At 68.5% G+C, this 17,387-nt stretch carries 10 protein-coding genes; 6 read left to right on the forward strand and 4 right to left on the reverse strand.

Translation table 11 applies throughout. The annotated features are described in order from the left end of the window. Positions 1–105 precede the first annotated feature (105 nt). Positions 106–1,773 carry a CTP synthase gene (pyrG, locus tag G1H10_RS31475; RefSeq protein ID WP_163745242.1) on the forward strand — a complete coding sequence of 556 codons (1,668 nt, stop codon included), beginning with the start codon at positions 106–108 and terminating at the stop codon, positions 1,771–1,773. Between the two features lie 39 nt (positions 1,774–1,812). Here pyrG and G1H10_RS31480 read toward each other — a convergent pair whose 3' ends face one another. After that, positions 1,813–2,343 (reverse strand): TetR/AcrR family transcriptional regulator, encoded by a 531-nt coding sequence (locus G1H10_RS31480; protein WP_163745243.1) that lies wholly within the window; start codon positions 2,341–2,343, stop codon positions 1,813–1,815. 215 nt (positions 2,344–2,558) lie between these two features. Between G1H10_RS31480 and G1H10_RS31485 the strand changes: the two genes are divergently transcribed. Next, the gene (locus G1H10_RS31485; RefSeq protein ID WP_163745244.1) at positions 2,559–4,082 is read left to right on the forward strand and encodes an MFS transporter; all 1,524 of its coding nucleotides are present in this window, start codon (positions 2,559–2,561) and stop codon (positions 4,080–4,082) included. Between the two features lie 40 nt (positions 4,083–4,122). Here G1H10_RS31485 and G1H10_RS31490 read toward each other — a convergent pair whose 3' ends face one another. Beyond that, positions 4,123–5,118 (reverse strand): LacI family DNA-binding transcriptional regulator, encoded by a 996-nt coding sequence (locus tag G1H10_RS31490; RefSeq protein WP_163745245.1) that lies wholly within the window; start codon positions 5,116–5,118, stop codon positions 4,123–4,125. A 349-nt stretch (positions 5,119–5,467) separates the two neighbouring features. Here G1H10_RS31490 and G1H10_RS31495 point away from each other — a divergent pair, with 349 nt between their 5' ends. From G1H10_RS31495 to G1H10_RS31510, 4 genes are all read left to right on the forward strand, one after another. Continuing rightward, on the forward strand, positions 5,468–7,957 hold the full coding sequence (locus G1H10_RS31495) for a glycoside hydrolase family 9 protein (RefSeq protein ID WP_163745246.1): 2,490 nt from the start codon (positions 5,468–5,470) through the stop codon (positions 7,955–7,957). Between the two features lie 81 nt (positions 7,958–8,038). Beyond that, a complete protein-coding gene (locus G1H10_RS31500; RefSeq protein ID WP_163745247.1) occupies positions 8,039–9,430 on the forward strand; it encodes a lytic polysaccharide monooxygenase in 1,392 nt (463 codons plus the stop codon). An 839-nt stretch (positions 9,431–10,269) separates the two neighbouring features. Then, the gene (locus G1H10_RS31505; RefSeq protein ID WP_163745248.1) at positions 10,270–13,194 is read left to right on the forward strand and encodes a glycoside hydrolase family 48 protein; all 2,925 of its coding nucleotides are present in this window, start codon (positions 10,270–10,272) and stop codon (positions 13,192–13,194) included. A 41-nt stretch (positions 13,195–13,235) separates the two neighbouring features. Next, complete coding sequence (locus G1H10_RS31510) at positions 13,236–15,302, forward strand: glycoside hydrolase family 6 protein (RefSeq protein ID WP_163745249.1); 2,067 nt, start codon at positions 13,236–13,238, stop codon at positions 15,300–15,302. A gap of 629 nt (positions 15,303–15,931) precedes the next feature. Here the strand turns inward: G1H10_RS31510 and G1H10_RS31515 are convergent. Together G1H10_RS31515 and G1H10_RS31520 are read right to left on the reverse strand one after the other, a co-directional pair. Next, a complete protein-coding gene (locus tag G1H10_RS31515; RefSeq protein WP_163745250.1) occupies positions 15,932–16,489 on the reverse strand; it encodes a hypothetical protein in 558 nt (185 codons plus the stop codon). Continuing rightward, positions 16,486–17,387 (reverse strand): hypothetical protein (locus G1H10_RS31520; protein WP_163745251.1); only part of this gene is annotated, 902 nt, incomplete at its 5' end. The genes G1H10_RS31515 and G1H10_RS31520, both read right to left, overlap by 4 nt.

A 17,387-nucleotide genomic window follows, 5' to 3' on the forward strand; every position in this document is an offset into this window, starting at 1 on the left:
GCGGTTGAGCGCAGTGCTCGGGTGCCGCGGCGCGGAGCAGATCCGGGGGCGCTTCCTCGGCATGTTGCGACACGGGACCCGAATGGACTGTTAGGCTGGAGGCCCGTGGGAAATGAGCCGACCAAACACGTCTTCGTCACTGGAGGCGTTGCCTCCTCCCTCGGCAAGGGGCTGACAGCCTCTTCTCTGGGCAACCTGCTTACGGCGCGCGGCCTGCGGGTCACGATGCAGAAACTGGACCCCTATCTCAACGTCGACCCCGGAACGATGAATCCGTTCCAGCACGGTGAGGTGTTCGTCACCGACGACGGTGCGGAAACCGACCTGGACATCGGACACTACGAACGCTTTCTCGACCGTGACCTCACCCGCTACGCCAACGTCACCACCGGGCAGGTGTACTCGGACGTGATCGCCAAGGAGCGGCGCGGCGAGTACCTCGGTGACACGGTGCAGGTCATTCCGCACATCACGAACGAGATCAAGGAACGCATGCTCGCCATGGGCGACGCCCAGGTGGACGTGGTGATCCACGAGGTCGGCGGAACCGTCGGCGACATCGAGTCGCTACCGTTCCTGGAGGCGGCCCGGCAGGTGCGACACGACGTCGGCCGTGACCGGTGTTTCTTCCTGCATGTCTCGCTCGTGCCGTATCTGGCTCCTTCGGGAGAGCTGAAGACCAAGCCGACTCAACACTCGGTGGCGGCGCTGCGACAGGTCGGTATCACGCCGGACGCGATCGTCTGCCGGTCGGACCGGCCCATCCCGGTGAGTGTGAAGAACAAGATCTCGCTGATGTGTGACGTCGACGCCGAAGCCGTGGTGGCCGCAGTCGACGCGCCGTCCATCTACGACATTCCCAAGGTGCTGCACGCGGAGGGCCTCGACGCCTACCTGGTGCGACGGCTGGGCCTCGCCTTCCGGGACGTCGACTGGACCGCCTGGGAGGAGCTGCTGCGGCGTGTGCACCATCCCAAGCACGAGATCACGGTGGCGCTGGTGGGCAAGTACGTCGACTTGCCGGACGCGTACCTCTCGGTGACCGAGGCGCTGCGCGCGGGCGGCTTCGCCGAGGACGCCCGGGTGACGATCCGCTGGGTGCCGTCGGACGAGTGCGAGACGCCGGCGGGCGCAGCCGCTCAACTGTCCGACGTCGATGCGATCTGTATCCCCGGCGGATTCGGTATCCGTGGCATCGAGGGCAAGGTGGGGGCCAGTCGGTATGCGCGTGAGCACGGCATCCCGGCCCTGGGCTTGTGCTTGGGGCTGCAATGCATGGTGATCGACCACGCGCGTCACGTGGCCGGGCTGGAAGGCGCCAGCTCGGCGGAGTTCGATCCGAACACGCCGGCCGCCGTGATCGCCACCATGGAGGATCAGAAGGAGATCGTCGCCGGCGGCGGAGACCTCGGTGGCACCATGCGCCTCGGCGCCTACCCTGCGGCTCTGGAGCCGGGGAGCATAGTGGGCGAGCTCTATGGGGCACAGCGTGTTTCCGAGCGGCACCGGCATCGCTACGAGGTCAACAACGAGTACCGGGAGAAGCTCACCGGGGCCGGGCTGGTGGTGTCGGGAACATCCCCGGACGGGAAGCTGGTGGAGTTCATCGAGCTGCCCCGGGACGTGCATCCGTACTTCGTGGCCACCCAGGCGCATCCGGAGCTGAAGTCGCGCCCGACCAGGCCGCACCCGCTGTTCCGCGGCCTGATCGCCGCGGCGGTGCAGCGTCAGCAGGAGACTCAGCTGCCGGTGGACGTCGAGCCCGTCGCCTGAACCGCGTGACCGCGTCCGAACAGGCCTTGAGTGTTCGGCTTACGGACGGGCCTGGTGGGCGAGGCGTTCGGCGACCGCAGCGTGGGTTTCGGCGTCGGGGAGCGGCAGATCCGCCAGGGCACGCAGGTAGAGGCCGTCGCCGGCGAGCAGCACGATCTGAGCCATGACCGGGTCGGAGATCTTGCGGTGCAGGATCTCCGACCAGCGCGCGAAGAAGCCGGCGACGAGCTGCCGGGCTTCGGCGGTCGCCACGTCGTTGGTACGTAGCGACGCCACCAGGGACCACATCAGGGCGGCGTCCGAGCTGCCGGGCACGGATGCGCGCAGGTAGAACTGGACGATGTCCTCGGCCTGCTCGGCTTCGGCGAACTCTGCTTCCGCGGCCTCGCACATCCGTTCCACGAATGCGTCGAGCATCGCTTCCTTGGTGGGGAAGTGGTAGAGCAGGCCGCCTTTGGAGACTCCGGCGTGCTCGGCAACAGACTCCAGCGTGACCGCGTGCAGGCCGTCCTTGGTGAGGATCTCCTGCAGTGCGTCCAGGATCCGGTCTCGGGAGGATGGTCGCGCCATGCGTGTTAGTATACCGTCCAGACGGTTTAACTAGGCCGTCCGGACGGTGAAGAAAATCGGGTGAGCGATCGGCTCGGTCCCGATATCGTGCTTGGCAATGCCGCCGGTACTCCCGCGCATCCGTCGTGGCCGGCGGCGTGCGTCGAAGTCCGACGGCAGGGCCGGGCGACGAGGTCGGGCTGCGGCGAGCAGAGGCCCGGAAAGGTGTGGCGACGGTGTCGGTCGAAAGCGTTGAGGGCACCGCTCGGCGGGCGGGCCGGCGGGAGTGGGGCGCCCTGGCGGTCCTGCTGCTGCCGGTGCTGTTGATCTCGGTGGACGCGACCGTGCTGAGCTTCGCGGTGCCGCACCTGAGTGAGAGCCTGGCCCCGACCGGCAATCAGCTGCTGTGGATCGTCGATGTCTACTCGTTCATGCTGGGCGGCCTGCTGGTGACGATGGGCACGCTCGGCGACCGGATCGGGCGCCGCAAGCTGCTACTGGTCGGCGCGGTCGGGTTCGGTGTCGCGTCGGCGCTGGCGGCGTACTCCACGTCGCCGGAGATGCTCATCGCCGCGCGGGCGCTGCTGGGCGTCGCCGGCTCGACGTTGATGCCCTCAACACTGTCCCTGCTGCGCAACATCTTCCTCGACCAGCGCCAGCGCACTCTGGCCATCGCCATCTGGGCGACGATGTTCTCGGTCGGGACCGCCTTGGGGCCGCTGATCGGCGGCTGGCTGCTGGAGCACTTCTGGTGGGGCTCGGTCTTCCTGGTCAACCTGCCGGTGATGGTGGCGCTGCTGGCGCTGGCGCCCGCGCTGGTGCCGGAGTCGCGCAATCCGAGCCCTGGCCGCTACGACCTGACCAGCGCCGGCCTCTCCCTGGTGGCGATGCTGCTCGCCGTCTACGGGATGAAGACGCTCGCGGCGCACGGCCTGGGTATCGGCGCGGTGGCGGCGCTGGTGGCGGGTATCGCCGTCGGCGTGGCGTTCGTCCGTCGGCAACGTACGCTGGACGATCCGCTGCTGGACCTGAGTCTGTTCGCCAACCGGGGATTCAGTGTCTCGGTGGCGACGAACCTGCTCGCCACGATGGCGTTCATCGGTGCCCTGTTCTTCATCACGCAGTATCTGCAGCTGGTGGTCGGGCTCAATCCGCTGCGCGCCGCGCTGGTCCTGGTGCCTGGGCTGACGCTGGCGGTCTTCGCCGGTCTGTTCACGGTGCGGCTGATGCGCTTCAGCGGCCGTGGGACACTGCTGTTCACGCTGCTGATGATCGGCGCCCTGGGTTACGGCCTGATGAGCATGTTGCCGGACGGCTCCGCCGCCGGCGCCTGGCTGCTCGCCGTCGGCTTCACGCTCGTCGCCACGGCGTTCGGCGCGGCCAATACCGTCACCAACAACACGATCATGTCCGTCGTCGCTCCGCAGAAGGCCGGTGCCGCGTCCGCGATCTCGGAGACCGCGTACGAGGTGGGCGGAGCGATGGGCACGGCTGTCCTCGGCACCATCGTCACCGCCGTCTACGCGTCCGGACTGGATGCCGTTCCCGGCGTCCCGGCGGCGTCCATGGACGAGGCACGGCAGACCATCGGGGGTGCCGCGCACGTCGCCTCCGGCTTGGGCGGAGACGCCGCGTGGCAGCTGCGCGAGGCGGCCGAGGCCGCCTTCACCACGGCGGTGAACGTCACGAGCGTGGTCGGCGCGCTGGTGGTCGTCTGTGCGGCGGTGCAGGCGCTGGTAGTGCTCCGACGCCGGACGTAGCGGACGTAGCGGCGCAGCCGACCACGTGGGGCGGCGCGTCTCAGGCCGATTCGCGGACGACGAGCTCGGTGGGCAGCAGTTCGTTTCCGGCCCGGCGGGGCCCGGTGGTCATGTCGTCGATCAGCAGGGTGGCGGCACGTACCGCCAGTTCCTCCACAGGCTGTCGGACCGTGGTCAAGGACGGCGTGAGCTGGCGGGCGAAGTGCGCGTCGTCGAAACCGACGGTGGCGACATCGCCGGGCACCGTCCGTCCGGTGCGACGCAGCGTCTGGATGGCGCCGGCCGCCATGGTGTCGGCGATGGCGAACACGCCGTCCAGATCCGGGCAACGGTGCAGGAGCCAGCGCATCGCGTGCGTGCCGGAGGCGCGGGTGAAATCGCCGTGCGCCACCGGTACGGAGCGCACACCGGCGTCGTGCAGCACGCGGCGGAACCCGTCCAGCCGGTCGCGGGCGGCCGGCAGGTCCCGAGGCCCGGCGATGACGCCCAGGCGCCGCCGTCCGGACGTCCACAGGTGCTCGGCGACCTGGCGTCCGCCGTCGACGTTGTCCACGTCGACGTAGGGGAGCGTCGCGCCGTCCGGGGGACGGCCGGTGCTGCGCACGGGCACGCCTGACGCGGCGAGGGCGACCCCGACGGGCTGCTGATCCGCCGCGCCGATCAGGAGCACGCCGCCGAACGCGCCGGTGAGCAGGGAACGAACCGCGCTCGTGCCGGTGGACGGGACCACCACCATGGACATCCCGCGCTCGGCCAGGACCTGTTCGGCGGTGGATAGCAGCCGAACGTGGAACGGGCTGGAGAGGACGCGGGGAAGCGGCTCGCAGATCGCCGCCGCCACCACGTGGTCGGTGCGTGCACGCGGAAGCGAGTAGACGGACCGGCGTCGGACATAGCCGAGCTGGACCACGGCATCGTTCACCCGCCGGCGCGTCGACGTCGTCACCCGCACGGAGCCTGACAATGCCCGCGAGGCCGTGGCCGGCGACACGCCTGCGGCGGCCGCGACCTCAGCCAACGTCGGCGATCCGGCCATACCCACCTCCGGGGAAGAAACAAGTGGGAGCGCTCCCGATCATCGTTCACGCTGCCTGGGTTGTCAACGGGGTGTTTCTTAACTATGTCGGCGACGTGACCCGGCTCTGCGCTGGAGCGCAGCCCGTGAAAGTTTCAGATCTCAGCCCGTCGCGGAGGGCCGTTCTGGGACTATCGGCGAACGTTAGTCACGAATGACAGAACGACTGGTGACAGGCATTGTCGAGGCCGACCATGGAGAGCTCTCGGGCGGTCATCCGCCGCTGTGCCGGACATGGCCGCTATGGCCAGCGACCCGTACCGCTCGGCATGGTCGGACCGACGCCCTACGACGCGCGGAGCTGATCACCATGCCTCGACATCCCTCCCTGTTCACCACCGCGGTGACCGGCATCATGACGACGGCGCTCGCGGCGGCGGGACTCGCCGTGCTGGCGCCGCCGGTGCACGGGCAACCGGAGATCGGGCCCGGCGTCAAGGTCAACAACGTCGGCTATGTGCCGGGCTTGCCCAAGCAGGCAACGGTGGTGCACGGCTCGGTGCAGCCGGTGGCGTGGAGCCTGCGCGACTCGTCCGGACAGGAGATGGCCGCCGGCACCACCACCGTCGTCGGCGCCGACCAGGCCTCCGGCGACCACGTGCACGAGGTCGATTTCAGCCGCGTCGACACACCCGGGACCGGCTACACGCTGGCCGTCGACGGCGAAGTGAGCTACCCGTTCGACATCGCCGCCGAACCGTATCTCCAGTTGCGCCACGACGCGCTCGCCTTCTACTACCACCAGCGCAGCGGCACACCGATCGAGGCACAATACGTCGGCGACGAGTACGCCCGCCCGGCCGGGCACGTCAACCAGCCACCCAACACCGGCGACGACGACGTCGGCTGCCGCCCGGCCAGCCCGTGCGACTACACGCTCGACGTCCGGGGCGGCTGGTACGACGCCGGCGACCACGGCAAGTACGTCGTGAACGGCGGGATCTCCACCTGGCAGCTGCTCAACGCCTACGAGCGGACCCTGCACACCGACGACGCCGACCCGGACGCGCTGGGCGACGGCACACTTGCCATACCGGAGAGCGGCAACGGCGCACCGGACATTCTGGATGAGGCGCGCTGGAACGTGGAGTTCCTGCTGGCGATGCAGGTGCCGGAGGGCCGGGCGCGCGCCGGGATGGTGCACCACAAGATCCACGACGAGAACTGGACCGGCATCCCGACCCTGCCGCACCAGGACTCGCAGCAGCGGTACCTCGCGCCGCCGAGCACCGCCGCCACGCTGAACTTGGCCGCCGTCGCCGCGCAATGCGCCCGGATCTGGGCGGACGTCGACGCGGTTTTCGCCGCGACCTGCCTCGACGCGGCCGAGCGTGCGTACGCCGCAGCGCAGGCCAACCCGGACATCATCGCCCCTGAAGCCGACGGCCAGGGCGGCGGCGCGTACAGCGACAGCAACCTCGCCGACGAGTTCTACTGGGCCGCCGCGGAACTGTTCACCACCACCGGAGAGTCCAGCTACCGCGCCGACCTGACCGGCCACGCGCTCTACCACGGCGAGAGCTTCAGCACCCGTGGCGCCGACTGGGCGAACACCGGTCTGCTCGGCGACATCACCCTCGCGGTGATCCCGAACTCGCTGCCGAACGCCGACATCACCACCCTGCGCGACGCGTTCGCCGACTTCGGCGACACGTTGCTCGACGTGATGGACGGGCAGGGATACCCGGTTCCGTACTGGCCGCAGGGCAGCGGCGGCCTGTCCTACGACTGGGGGTCGAACAACCTGGTGCTGAACAACACCGTGGTGCTGGCGCTCGCGTTCGATATCACCGGGGACACGCGGTACCGCGACGGCGTCTTCGCCGCCCTGGACTACACGCTCGGGCGCAACCCGCTGAGCCAGTCGTACATCACCGGCTACGGCGAGCAGGCGGCACGCAATGTGCACCACCGGTTCTGGGCCAACCAGGCCGACCAGTCACTGCCGACCGCACCGCCCGGTGTGTTGGCGGGCGGGCCGAACAGCGGCCTGCAAGACCCGCTGGCCGCGGCGGAACTGGCCGGCTGCAGCCCGCAGAAGTGCTACCTGGACCACATCGACTCGTGGTCGACCAACGAGGTCACCATCAATTGGAACTCGGTGCTGTCCTGGGTCGCCGTCTGGGCCGGCGAACACGTCGCCGCGCTGGAGCCGGGAGAACCGGACACCGAGGCCCCGACACAGCCGGGCGCGCCGACGTCGTCGGAGATCACCTCGTCGTCGGCGGTGCTGACCTGGCCCGCGTCGGCGGACGACGTCGGCGTCGCGGCGTATGACGTCTACCGGGACGCCGGCTCCTCCGGCGACGAGTTGCTGGCCACCACTCGCGCGTCGTCGGCCGAACTCACCGGGCTGACGCCGGAGACCGAGTACACCGTGTACGTGGTGGCCCGTGACGCCGCCGGGAACGAGTCGCCGCCGTCTTCGCCGACCACCTTCACCACCCAGCCCGACGACGGCGGGGGCGGCGACGAGGCATGCGCCGTCGACTACGACGTGGCGTGGGACAACGGCGGTGGCGGGTTCGGCGCCGACCTCACCGTGACCAACCTGGGCGACCCGATCGACGGCTGGACGGTGGAGTTCACCTTCCCGGCTGACCAACGTGTCGACCAGGGCTGGTCCGCGCAGTGGTCGCAGCCGGTAGGCAGCGGCGAGGTGAGCGTAGCCAACCTCTCCTGGAACGCGCGGCTGGATGCGGGTGCCTCGGTGAGCCTCGGCTTCAACGGCTCGTACGGTTCGTCCAACCCCGATCCCACCGAGTTCGCCCTGAACGGCGTGTCGTGCGTTGTCGGGTGACGCCTCAGCACCCGGCCCTCTAGCCCTCCGGCCCGGGGACATCCCCGGCGACCCGGCCCTCTATCCGGAAGGAGATCTCTCGTGGTCGGACGATTGAAGAGACTGGCGACCCTGGTCGCCGCGGTGAGCATCGCGGTGGTGGCGGCGATACTGGTCAATCCGGGAACGGCGAACGCGCACGGCGCGTCCGTCTTCCCCGGCAGCCGGCAGTACCTGTGCTGGGTGGACGCCCTGCAGCAGGACGGCTCGCTCAACCCGAGCAACCCCGCCTGCGCCGACGCCGTGGCGCAGAGCGGCACGACGCCGCTGTACAACTGGTTCGGCAACCTCAACCCGTCGAACGACGGCGGCACCGTCGGCGCCATCCCGGACGGACGTATCTGTGACGGCGGCGGCGAAGGACCGTACGACTTCTCGCCGTACAACGCGATGCGCGACGACTGGCCGAAGACGCACCTCACCGCCGGCGACACCTACCAGTTCCAGCACAACAACTGGGCGCACCACCCCGGGACGTTCAACGTCTACCTGACCGAGCCCGGGTGGGACCCGTCGTCGCCGCTGGCGTGGAGTGACCTGGAGCTGATCCACTCCGAGGTGGACCCGCCGGCCACCGGCGGGCCCGGGAACGAGGACAACTACTACTACTGGGACGTCACGTTCCCGAGCGACCGCAGCGGCGACCACCTGGTATTCGTGCACTGGGTGCGTTCGGACAGCCCGGAGGACTTCTTCAGCTGCTCCGACATCGTCTTCGACGGCGGCAACGGCGAGGTGACCGGGATCGGCGGCGACCCCGGTCCCGGGCCTGACCCGCAGTGCCCGGATGAGGCGCCCGGTACACCCGGCGCACCTGTGATCTCCGATGTCACGGCGGCGTCGGCACACCTGATGTGGGCACCCGGTGACGGCTGCGTGACCGAGTACGAGCTGGTGAACACCGCGGGCGGCGGCGAACAGGTGATGGCTGAGGTCAGCGGCGATCCGCCGGGCACGATGACGGACCTGACCGGCCTGGAACCGGAGACGACGTACGAGCTCGCCGTGCGAGCCGTCAACGGCAACACCGGGGAGGTGTCCGCGCTGGGGCCGGCGGAGACGTTCACCACGCTCGCCGAGGGGGAGGAGCCTCCGCCCGGAGAGTGTGCGGTGACGTACGACGCGAGCAACTGGGGTGCCGGCAGCAGCGGATTCACGGCCAACGTGACCCTCACCAACACGAGCTCGAGCGCGATCGACGGTTGGTCGCTGGCCTGGGACTATCCGTCCGGCTACACCGTCGACGAGCCTGGCTGGAGCGCCACGGTGAGCCAGAGCGGCAGTACCGTGACGGCCGCCAACGCGGCGTGGAACGGGAACATCGCCGCCGGTGCCTCGGTGTCCTTCGGGTTCAACGCGGATTCCGGCGTTGCCGGTGAGAACCAGACACCGTCGTCGTTCACCCTCAACGGAACGGAGTGCACCGCCGGCTGAGACGTTCTCTCCGCAGGGCCTGTTCCGCGACCCGTTGAACCCAGGGCCGCGGAACAGGCCTCACTCTCGCTGTTCACGCTCGCAGTAGGGGGCGAAACGGGTCGGCGTCGGCGTGACGTGGCGCCGCCGGCTCGCAGCGGGGCGAAACGGGTCGGCGTCGGCGTGACGTGGCGCCGCCGGCTCGCAGCGGGGCGAAACGGGTCGGCGTCGGCGTGACGTGGCGCCGCCAGTCGCACGACAGACCACACAGTCTGGATCGGGCCAGCCGGATTTCACACGACGTGGCCCACGGCAGTGTCGTGGGAGTTGCCGTGTGCATGTGAGCCGGTTCAGGGTCGGTTGTGGGCCGGGCCGTGTGAGTAACGACAGCCCACGGGCGCTTTTGGCGTGCCGTGCTGGTGGCCGTGCGCATTCGGACCGCTTGTAGCGGCCTGGAGTCGCACAGCCGGGAGCACGACCCGGCGACCCGGCTCAAATCCCCACGGCCAATCACACAGCGTCGCGCAGCAACGGGGGACCACGGCCAATCACGCAGCGCCGCGCAGCATTGGGGACCACAACCCCCGTCACACAGCACCCCTGTCGTCGACAGAAGTGTGCCCGCAACCGGTCGCACGGCACCGCTTGTCGAGCGTGGCGGCGCTAGTGATGATGACGCGCTGTCGTGCCCCAAGAGGCCGTGCACGTGAACGTTTCATCCGCAGGCACCTTGCTTCCTGTGAATCGTCGCAGCTCAGCGCCGATCTGGTCGATGCCGTCCGGAGTGCCGGCCTTGTCCGACCCACCTCCGCCGCACACACTCCCGGCCACGGCTTTTCAACCGACGGACGGGAGCGCTCATGACACGCCTGAGACGGCGCCGAACCGCGGCATTCGCGGCCGGCGTCCTGGTCGCGGCCGGAATGACGGCGGTGCCGAGCACGTCGTACGCGGCACTCGCCTGCGACGTCGACTTCTCCGCGAACGAGTGGGGCGACGGTGGCGGCGGATTCACCGCGAGCCTCACCCTCACCAATCTCGGCGACCCGCTGGACGGCTGGGAGCTGACCTTCGCCCTGCCCGGCGGCGCCGCCCAACTCAGTCAGGGCTGGGGCGCCACCTGGAGCCAGGATGGCCGGGACCTCACGGCTCAGAATCTGGCCTGGAACGGCGATCTCGGCACCGGTGAGCAGGCTTCGATCGGGTTCAACGGCACCGGCTACGGCGGCGCGCCCGCCGAGTTCTTCGTCAACGGCACCCGCTGCGGCGACACCTCGGGCAACGAACCGCCCACCGTGCAGATCACCGAGCCGGTCGACGGCGCGGAGTTCGCCGCACCCGCGGACGTCACCGTCGCCGCGGCGGCGAGCGATCCGGACGGCGAGGTCACCCGGGTGGAGTTCTACCGCAACGGGCTGCTGCTCGGCGAGGACGACGCCGCGCCGTACCAATGGGAGATGGCCGATCTCCCGGCCGGCGACTACACGGTCCAAGCCGTCGCGTACGACGACGCCTCGCCGGCGGCGAGCGCGGAGGACGAGGTCGGCTTCACCGTCACCGAGCCTGCCGGCCCGGCCGTCGTCGCGTCGACGAGTGGCCTCAGCGTGCCCGAAGGCGGCGAGGAGACGTTCACGCTGCGGCTGAGCGAACAGCCGGAAGCCGACGTCGCGGTCGACCTGGCCGTCGGGGGCGACGAGGACATCGACGCATCGCCGACGACGCTCACCTTCACCAGCGGCGACTGGGACGACGCGCAGACGGTCACGGTCACCGCCGCACAGGACGACGACACCGTCAACGGCACGGCCGAGATCACCGCGTCCGCCGCCGGCCACGCCCCGGCGACCGTCGTCGTCACCGAGTCGGACGACGACGTGGCGGGCGGCGAATACGTGCAGCGCTTCCTCGAGCAGTATGACAAGATCAAGAACCAGGGGTACTTCAGCCCGGAGGGCGTGCCGTACCACTCGATCGAGACGTTGATCGTGGAGGCTCCGGACCACGGCCACGAGACCACGTCGGAGGCGTTCAGCTACTGGCTGTGGCTGGAGGCGAGCTACGGCCGGGTCACCGGGGAGTGGGATCCGTTCAACCAGGCCTGGCAGACGATGGAGCAGTACATCATCCCGGGCTCGGACGACCAGCCCGGCGCGGGCGTCGACGGCACCCCGCAGTACGCCGCGGAGCACATCCGCCCGGACGCGTACCCGAGCCAGCTTGACCCGGACGTGCCAGTCGGCGAAGACCCGCTGCGCAGCGAGCTGCAGAGCACCTACGGCACCGGCGAGATCTACGGCATGCACTGGTTGCTGGACGTGGACAACACCTACGGCTTCGGCCACTGCGGCGACGGCACCACCCGCCCGTCGTACATCAACACGTTCCAGCGCGGTCCGCAGGAGTCGGTGTGGGAGACGGTGCCGCACCCGTCCTGCGAGACCCAGGACTTCGGTGGCGAGAACGGCTACCTCGACCTGTTCATCGCCGAGGAGAACGACCCGGCCACCCAGTGGCGCTACACCAACGCGCCGGACGCCGACGCCCGCGCCGTGCAGGTCGCGTACTGGGCGCAGCAGTGGGCGTCCGAGCAGGGCAACCAGGCGCAGATCGCGGGCACCCTCGACAAGGCGGCGATGATGGGCGACTACCTGCGCTACGCGATGTTCGACAAGTACTTCAAGCAGATCGGTGACTGCGTGGGCGCGTCCGAGTGCCCGGCCGGCACCGGTAAGGACTCCGCGCACTACCTGATGTCCTGGTACTACGCGTGGGGCGGCTCCTACCCGGGCAACGACTGGTCCTGGCGGATCGGATCCAGTCACAACCACTTCGGTTACCAGAACCCGGTGGCCGCGTGGGCGCTGGTGAACGAGCCGGCGCTGGCCCCGTCGTCGCCGACGGCGGAGCAGGACTGGGAGAACAGCCTGGACCGGCAGATCGAGTTCTACCGCTGGCTGCAGTCCGCCGAGGGCGGCATCGCCGGCGGTGCGACCAACAGCTGGGAAGGTCACTACGGCGAGCCGCCGGCCGGGACGGCCACGTTCTACGGCATGTTCTACGACGAGAAGCCGGTCTACCACGACCCGCCGAGCAACCAATGGTTCGGCTTCCAGGTGTGGTCGATGCAGCGGGTGGCCGAGTACTACTGGATCACCGGCGACGAGGACGTCCGTGATCTGCTGGACGCCTGGGTGGCATGGGCCGTCGAGCACACCACGGCCGACGGGACCGACTTCGAGATCCCGGCCGAGATGTCCTGGTCCGGCCAGCCGGAGGATTACGACGGCGCGGCCGGCGGGCCCGGGCCCAACCCGGACCTGCACGCCACCGTGGAGGCCTACGGGCAGGACGTCGGCGTCGCCGCGTCGCTCGCCCGCACCCTGATGTGGTACGCGGCCGCCACCGACGACGCCGCAGCATGCGACGAGGCGAAGAACCTGATCGACGCGCTCTACGCGCACCGCGACGAGCAGGGCGTGGCCACGGTCGAGGTCCGGGAGGACTACGAGCGCTTCGACGACGTCTACGACCCGGACACCGGCCAGGGCCTGTACATCCCGGAGGGCTGGTCCGGTCAGATGCCGAACGGCGACGTCATCGAGCCGGGCGTGAGTTTCCTGGATATCCGTTCCTTCTACCTCGACGACCCGCAGTGGCCGAAGGTGCAGGAGTACCTCGACGGCGGCGATCCGCCGGAGTTCATCTACCACCGGTTCTGGGCGCAGGTCGACGTGGCCACGGCGTTCGCCGACTACGCCTACCTGTTCGGTGCCCAGACGCCGTGACGGGACGTTCCGACCAGCACAACCGAAAGGAGAGGTTCCCGATGAGATTCGACCGACATTCCGGGCGGCACCGCCTTGCAGGTGCATCCGCCCTGCTCGCCGCCACCGGCCTGATGGCCGGCGGGCTGATCGCCACCGTAGCGACATCCGCGCACGCGGCGGTCGCCTGCGAGGTGGACTACTCGGCCAACACGTGGACCGACGGCGCGAGCTCTGGCGGGTTCACGGCGAGCGTGACCATCAACAACCTGGGCGATCCGGTCGAGGGCTGGGCGCTGGAGTTCGAGCTGCCCGACGGACAGTCGTTCACGCAGGGGTGGTCGGCGAACTGGGACGCCGACGGAACGTCGATCACGGCGGAGAACCTGGCGTGGAACGGAACACTCGGCACCGGCGCATCCACGTCCGTCGGCTTCAACGGCAGCTGGACCGGCAGTTACACGGACCCGTCCGCGTTCACGCTCAACGGAGTGGCCTGCACCGGCGATCCGGGCAACGGCGGCGACAACCTACCGCCCACCGTGTCGGTGACCAGCCCGTCGCACGGAGCCGAGTACGACGAGGGCGCGACCGTGCCGCTGGCGGCGACCGCGTCCGACCCGGACGGCACGATCGACCGGGTGGAGTTCCTCGTCGACGGCGACGTCGTCGCCACCGACGCGTCGGCACCGTACGAGGCCACGGTGAGCGGGCTAGACACCGGCTCGCACACCGCCTCCGCGGTCGCCTACGACGACGGCGACCCGGAACTGTCTGCCACGGATTCGGCGTCGTTCACCATCGGTGACGACGGCGAGGAGCCACCGCCAGACAGCGACAATCCGTACGCGGGGGCCGACGTGTATGTGAACCCGGACTGGGCCGGGCAGGTGCTCGACGAGGCGTCGTCCACCGGCGGTGCGCTCGGCGCGGCGATGGAGGAGGTGGCGACGTATCCGACGTTCGTCTGGATGGACCGGATCGGCGCCATCACCGACGGCACGGGCCTCGTGGGGCACTTGGACAACGCGGTCGCGCAGGATCAGGCGAACGGTGCGACGCCGACGGTGTTCCAGGTGGTCATCTATAACCTGCCGAACCGGGACTGCGCGGCGTCGGCGTCCAACGGTGAGCTGCTGATCTCCGAGAACGGGTTCCAGCGCTACCGCGAGGAGTACATCGACCCGATCGCGGAGATTTTGAGCCGGCCGGAGTACAGCGACCTGCGGATCGCGACGGTCATCGAGGTGGACTCGCTGCCCAACCTGGTGACCAACTCCGACGACCCGGACTGCCAGGAGGCGGCCGGCGATGGCGGGTACCGGGACGGCATCCGGTACGCGTTGAACGAGCTGAGCGCGATTCCGAACGTGTACAACTACCTGGATATCGCACACTCCGGATGGTTGGGCTGGGACAGCAATTTCGGACCGGCAGTGGATCTGTATGTTCAGACGCTGACCAGCAGCGATTTCTACGGACCGGCGCCCGGATTCGATAGCGTCGCCGGATTCGTCACCAACTCGGCGAACTACACCCCGATCGAGGAGCCGTACCTGCCGGATCCGAACCTGCAACCGGGTGGCGGCGGTAACCCGATCCGCTCGTCGGACTTCTACGAGTGGAACCCGTACTTCGACGAGCTGGACTTCACCACGGACATCCGGGAGGCGTTCATCAGTCGGGGTATGCCGGACGACATCGGGATGCTGATCGACACCGGGCGCAATGGCTGGGGCGGGCCGGACCGTCCGAGCGGGGTGAGTGACGCGACGGACGTCAACACCTACGTCGACGAGAGCCGTGTCGACCGTCGTCCGCACCGTGGCGGCTGGTGCAACCAGGCCGGTGCCGGTATCGGCGAGCGTCCGACGGTCAGCCCGGGGCCGGGCATCGACGCGTATGTGTGGGTCAAGCCGCCGGGGGAGTCCGATGGTGTCAGTGATCCTGACTTCGAGCCGGATCCGAACGATCCGAACAAGAAGCATGACGCGATGTGTAATCCGGAGGGTCAGAGCACGTACGACCCGGACTATCCGACCAACGCCCTGCCGAACGCGCCGCATGCTGGCCGGTGGTTCCCGGAGCAGTTCGCGATGCTCGTGGAGAACGCGTACCCAGCGTTCTAGGCCCGCCCGAGCTAGCGGGGCCACTAACCCGCCGTGAGTGATCGTCGGCTCCTGACCATTGCCCTCAGGCCGGGAGCCGACGATCTAGTCTCTCCACCAGTCGACGTCGGGATTCAGTTCGGCAGCAAGCTCGCCGAAGACGAGATCGTCCATCTCCAGTTAGCCGCTCGGGTCTACGTACAACATTCCCCGCTCGAAGGCCGCAGCAAGGGGTCAAGAGCGTTAAATCACCTCCGCCGTTCGCGAAGATTGGCAGCCATCCTTGTGTCCACCGCGCGTCTGTTGCGAAGGCGCGGTAGTTCGCAACCGCATCCTCGAGCGGCAACAGGTAGAAACCTGGGAAGAGGCGGATGTCATCGAACGTCACGCCTCCCGCAGTAGACGTCCCGTTCCGCCAGGCGTAGAGAGATTCGATCTCGGGCGCGGAACCAAGCGATGCCTCGGCTAACGACGCCCGCACGACCTCGACCGGAAGCCCGGCCTGCAGGGACCGCAGGGAGAGCTTGCCGATCGAGGCCGTGCAAAGCCGTCTCGATGGTGGCGAGGGGCGAGGAGAGATCTGTCATCACGGTCCCAAACCGTAAAGGTACCGCCAGGTCGCCATCCCGCAATGCCGAAGGCGCCGGCGGTCAGGCACCCCCTACCACCTCACCTGTCTTTAGGTTGACAGCGAAGTCGCGAGGCTCATCGTCAACCGGATCAGCGACGCCGCGTAGCCAGCCGCCCGCCACCTCGTCAGCTCGGAGGCCTTCGATTGCGACTCTACGCGTCGTCCAGGCGACGCCGTCGACGCCCACGGCGGTTATTGACCAAGGCGTCAGCAAGAGCAATCGAGACTCCTCCACGATCTGCTCAACGCTTAACACCGGCCCATCCGTGCGCACGAATTCGTAGTCACGGGGGTTGAGCACACTCACGAGGAAAGCCGATCCGCGTTCCACGACACATAGCTGCACGGGACTGGGAGTTCCGAACAGCCCCGACGTCGCCCGCCTTATCAGAGGATCAGGGGCGACGAACGATCCGGTCCATGACGGACCCGACCACGGTTCGACCAATACGGTGGACGCCATGGCGCGGCCGTATTCGTGAAGGAACTCGTAGTCCACGTCCCCCGCCGATGGGAGGTCAATGTACGTAGCCTCGTACTCGGCGGGAAAAACGCGATCCGTGTCTGACATCATCATCGGGGGTCCGGGCGGAAGAACCTATGCATTATCAGCTCGGTGCGTCCGCTCATCGAGGGCCGCGTGAATATCTCATATACGCCAGTCCTTCCATTCAACGCGCCCGACATTCTATATTGAACTGAGTCATTGCTCAAATTCGGCTTTGCCTTGTTGAAGTAGTCAGGGACCACAGTGCGTGTCCCCTGTGAGAAGATCGTCTCGTCGAATGACGTCGGGAAGTTATGATTCGGCCCGGGCTCGTCTGCCATTCGCCGAAGCACACGGCTCGAATAGATCTTAGTGGATGATGCTGCGGCGGAGCTTGCGCTCACGAGGTCGTCGGTGGGGCGGAGGGCTCCGGTGGGTTTGGTGGCGGCGGTGGTGCCGCGGGTGCCGGCGATGATGCTGAGGATGATGAAGCCACCGCGGCCGGCGGCTTCGCCTTGGTTGCCGGCCCTCCAGTCGTCTTCGATGGGTTGCCAGAGCAGGGTGGGGTCGTTGGCGATGGCCTGGGCGCCGGCGCCGATGTTGGAGCAGGTCTGGTAGTCGCGGTTGAGGCAGTTGTGGGCGGCGTAGAGTCCTTGCAGTTCTTCTAGTCCTTGTTCGCCGAAGCCCTTGGCGAAGCCGGCGATGTCGCTCAGCCCGATCCCGTCGTTATCGCTGCTGGTACCGCTTTCGCCGCCGCCGGAACTGCCGCCGGCGCCGCCGCTGGTGCCGATCGGGTTGGGGGGTGTTTCGGTGATGCCGCCGGCGCAGTCGACGCTCATGCCAGCGCAGGTGCGGGCGTGGCCGTCGAGTTCGATGTAGGAGATGGGGTTGCCGCCGGTGTAGGCGTAGCGGTTGTTGTTCCACGGGGACGTGGTGAGGTTGAGGTCGGCGAGGGCGCCGGTGTAGGAGTCGCGGGACAGGAATTGGT

The sequence above is a fragment of the Phytoactinopolyspora halotolerans genome, from assembly GCF_010550675.1.
GTDB classification, from domain to species: domain Bacteria; phylum Actinomycetota; class Actinomycetes; order Jiangellales; family Jiangellaceae; genus Phytoactinopolyspora; species Phytoactinopolyspora halotolerans.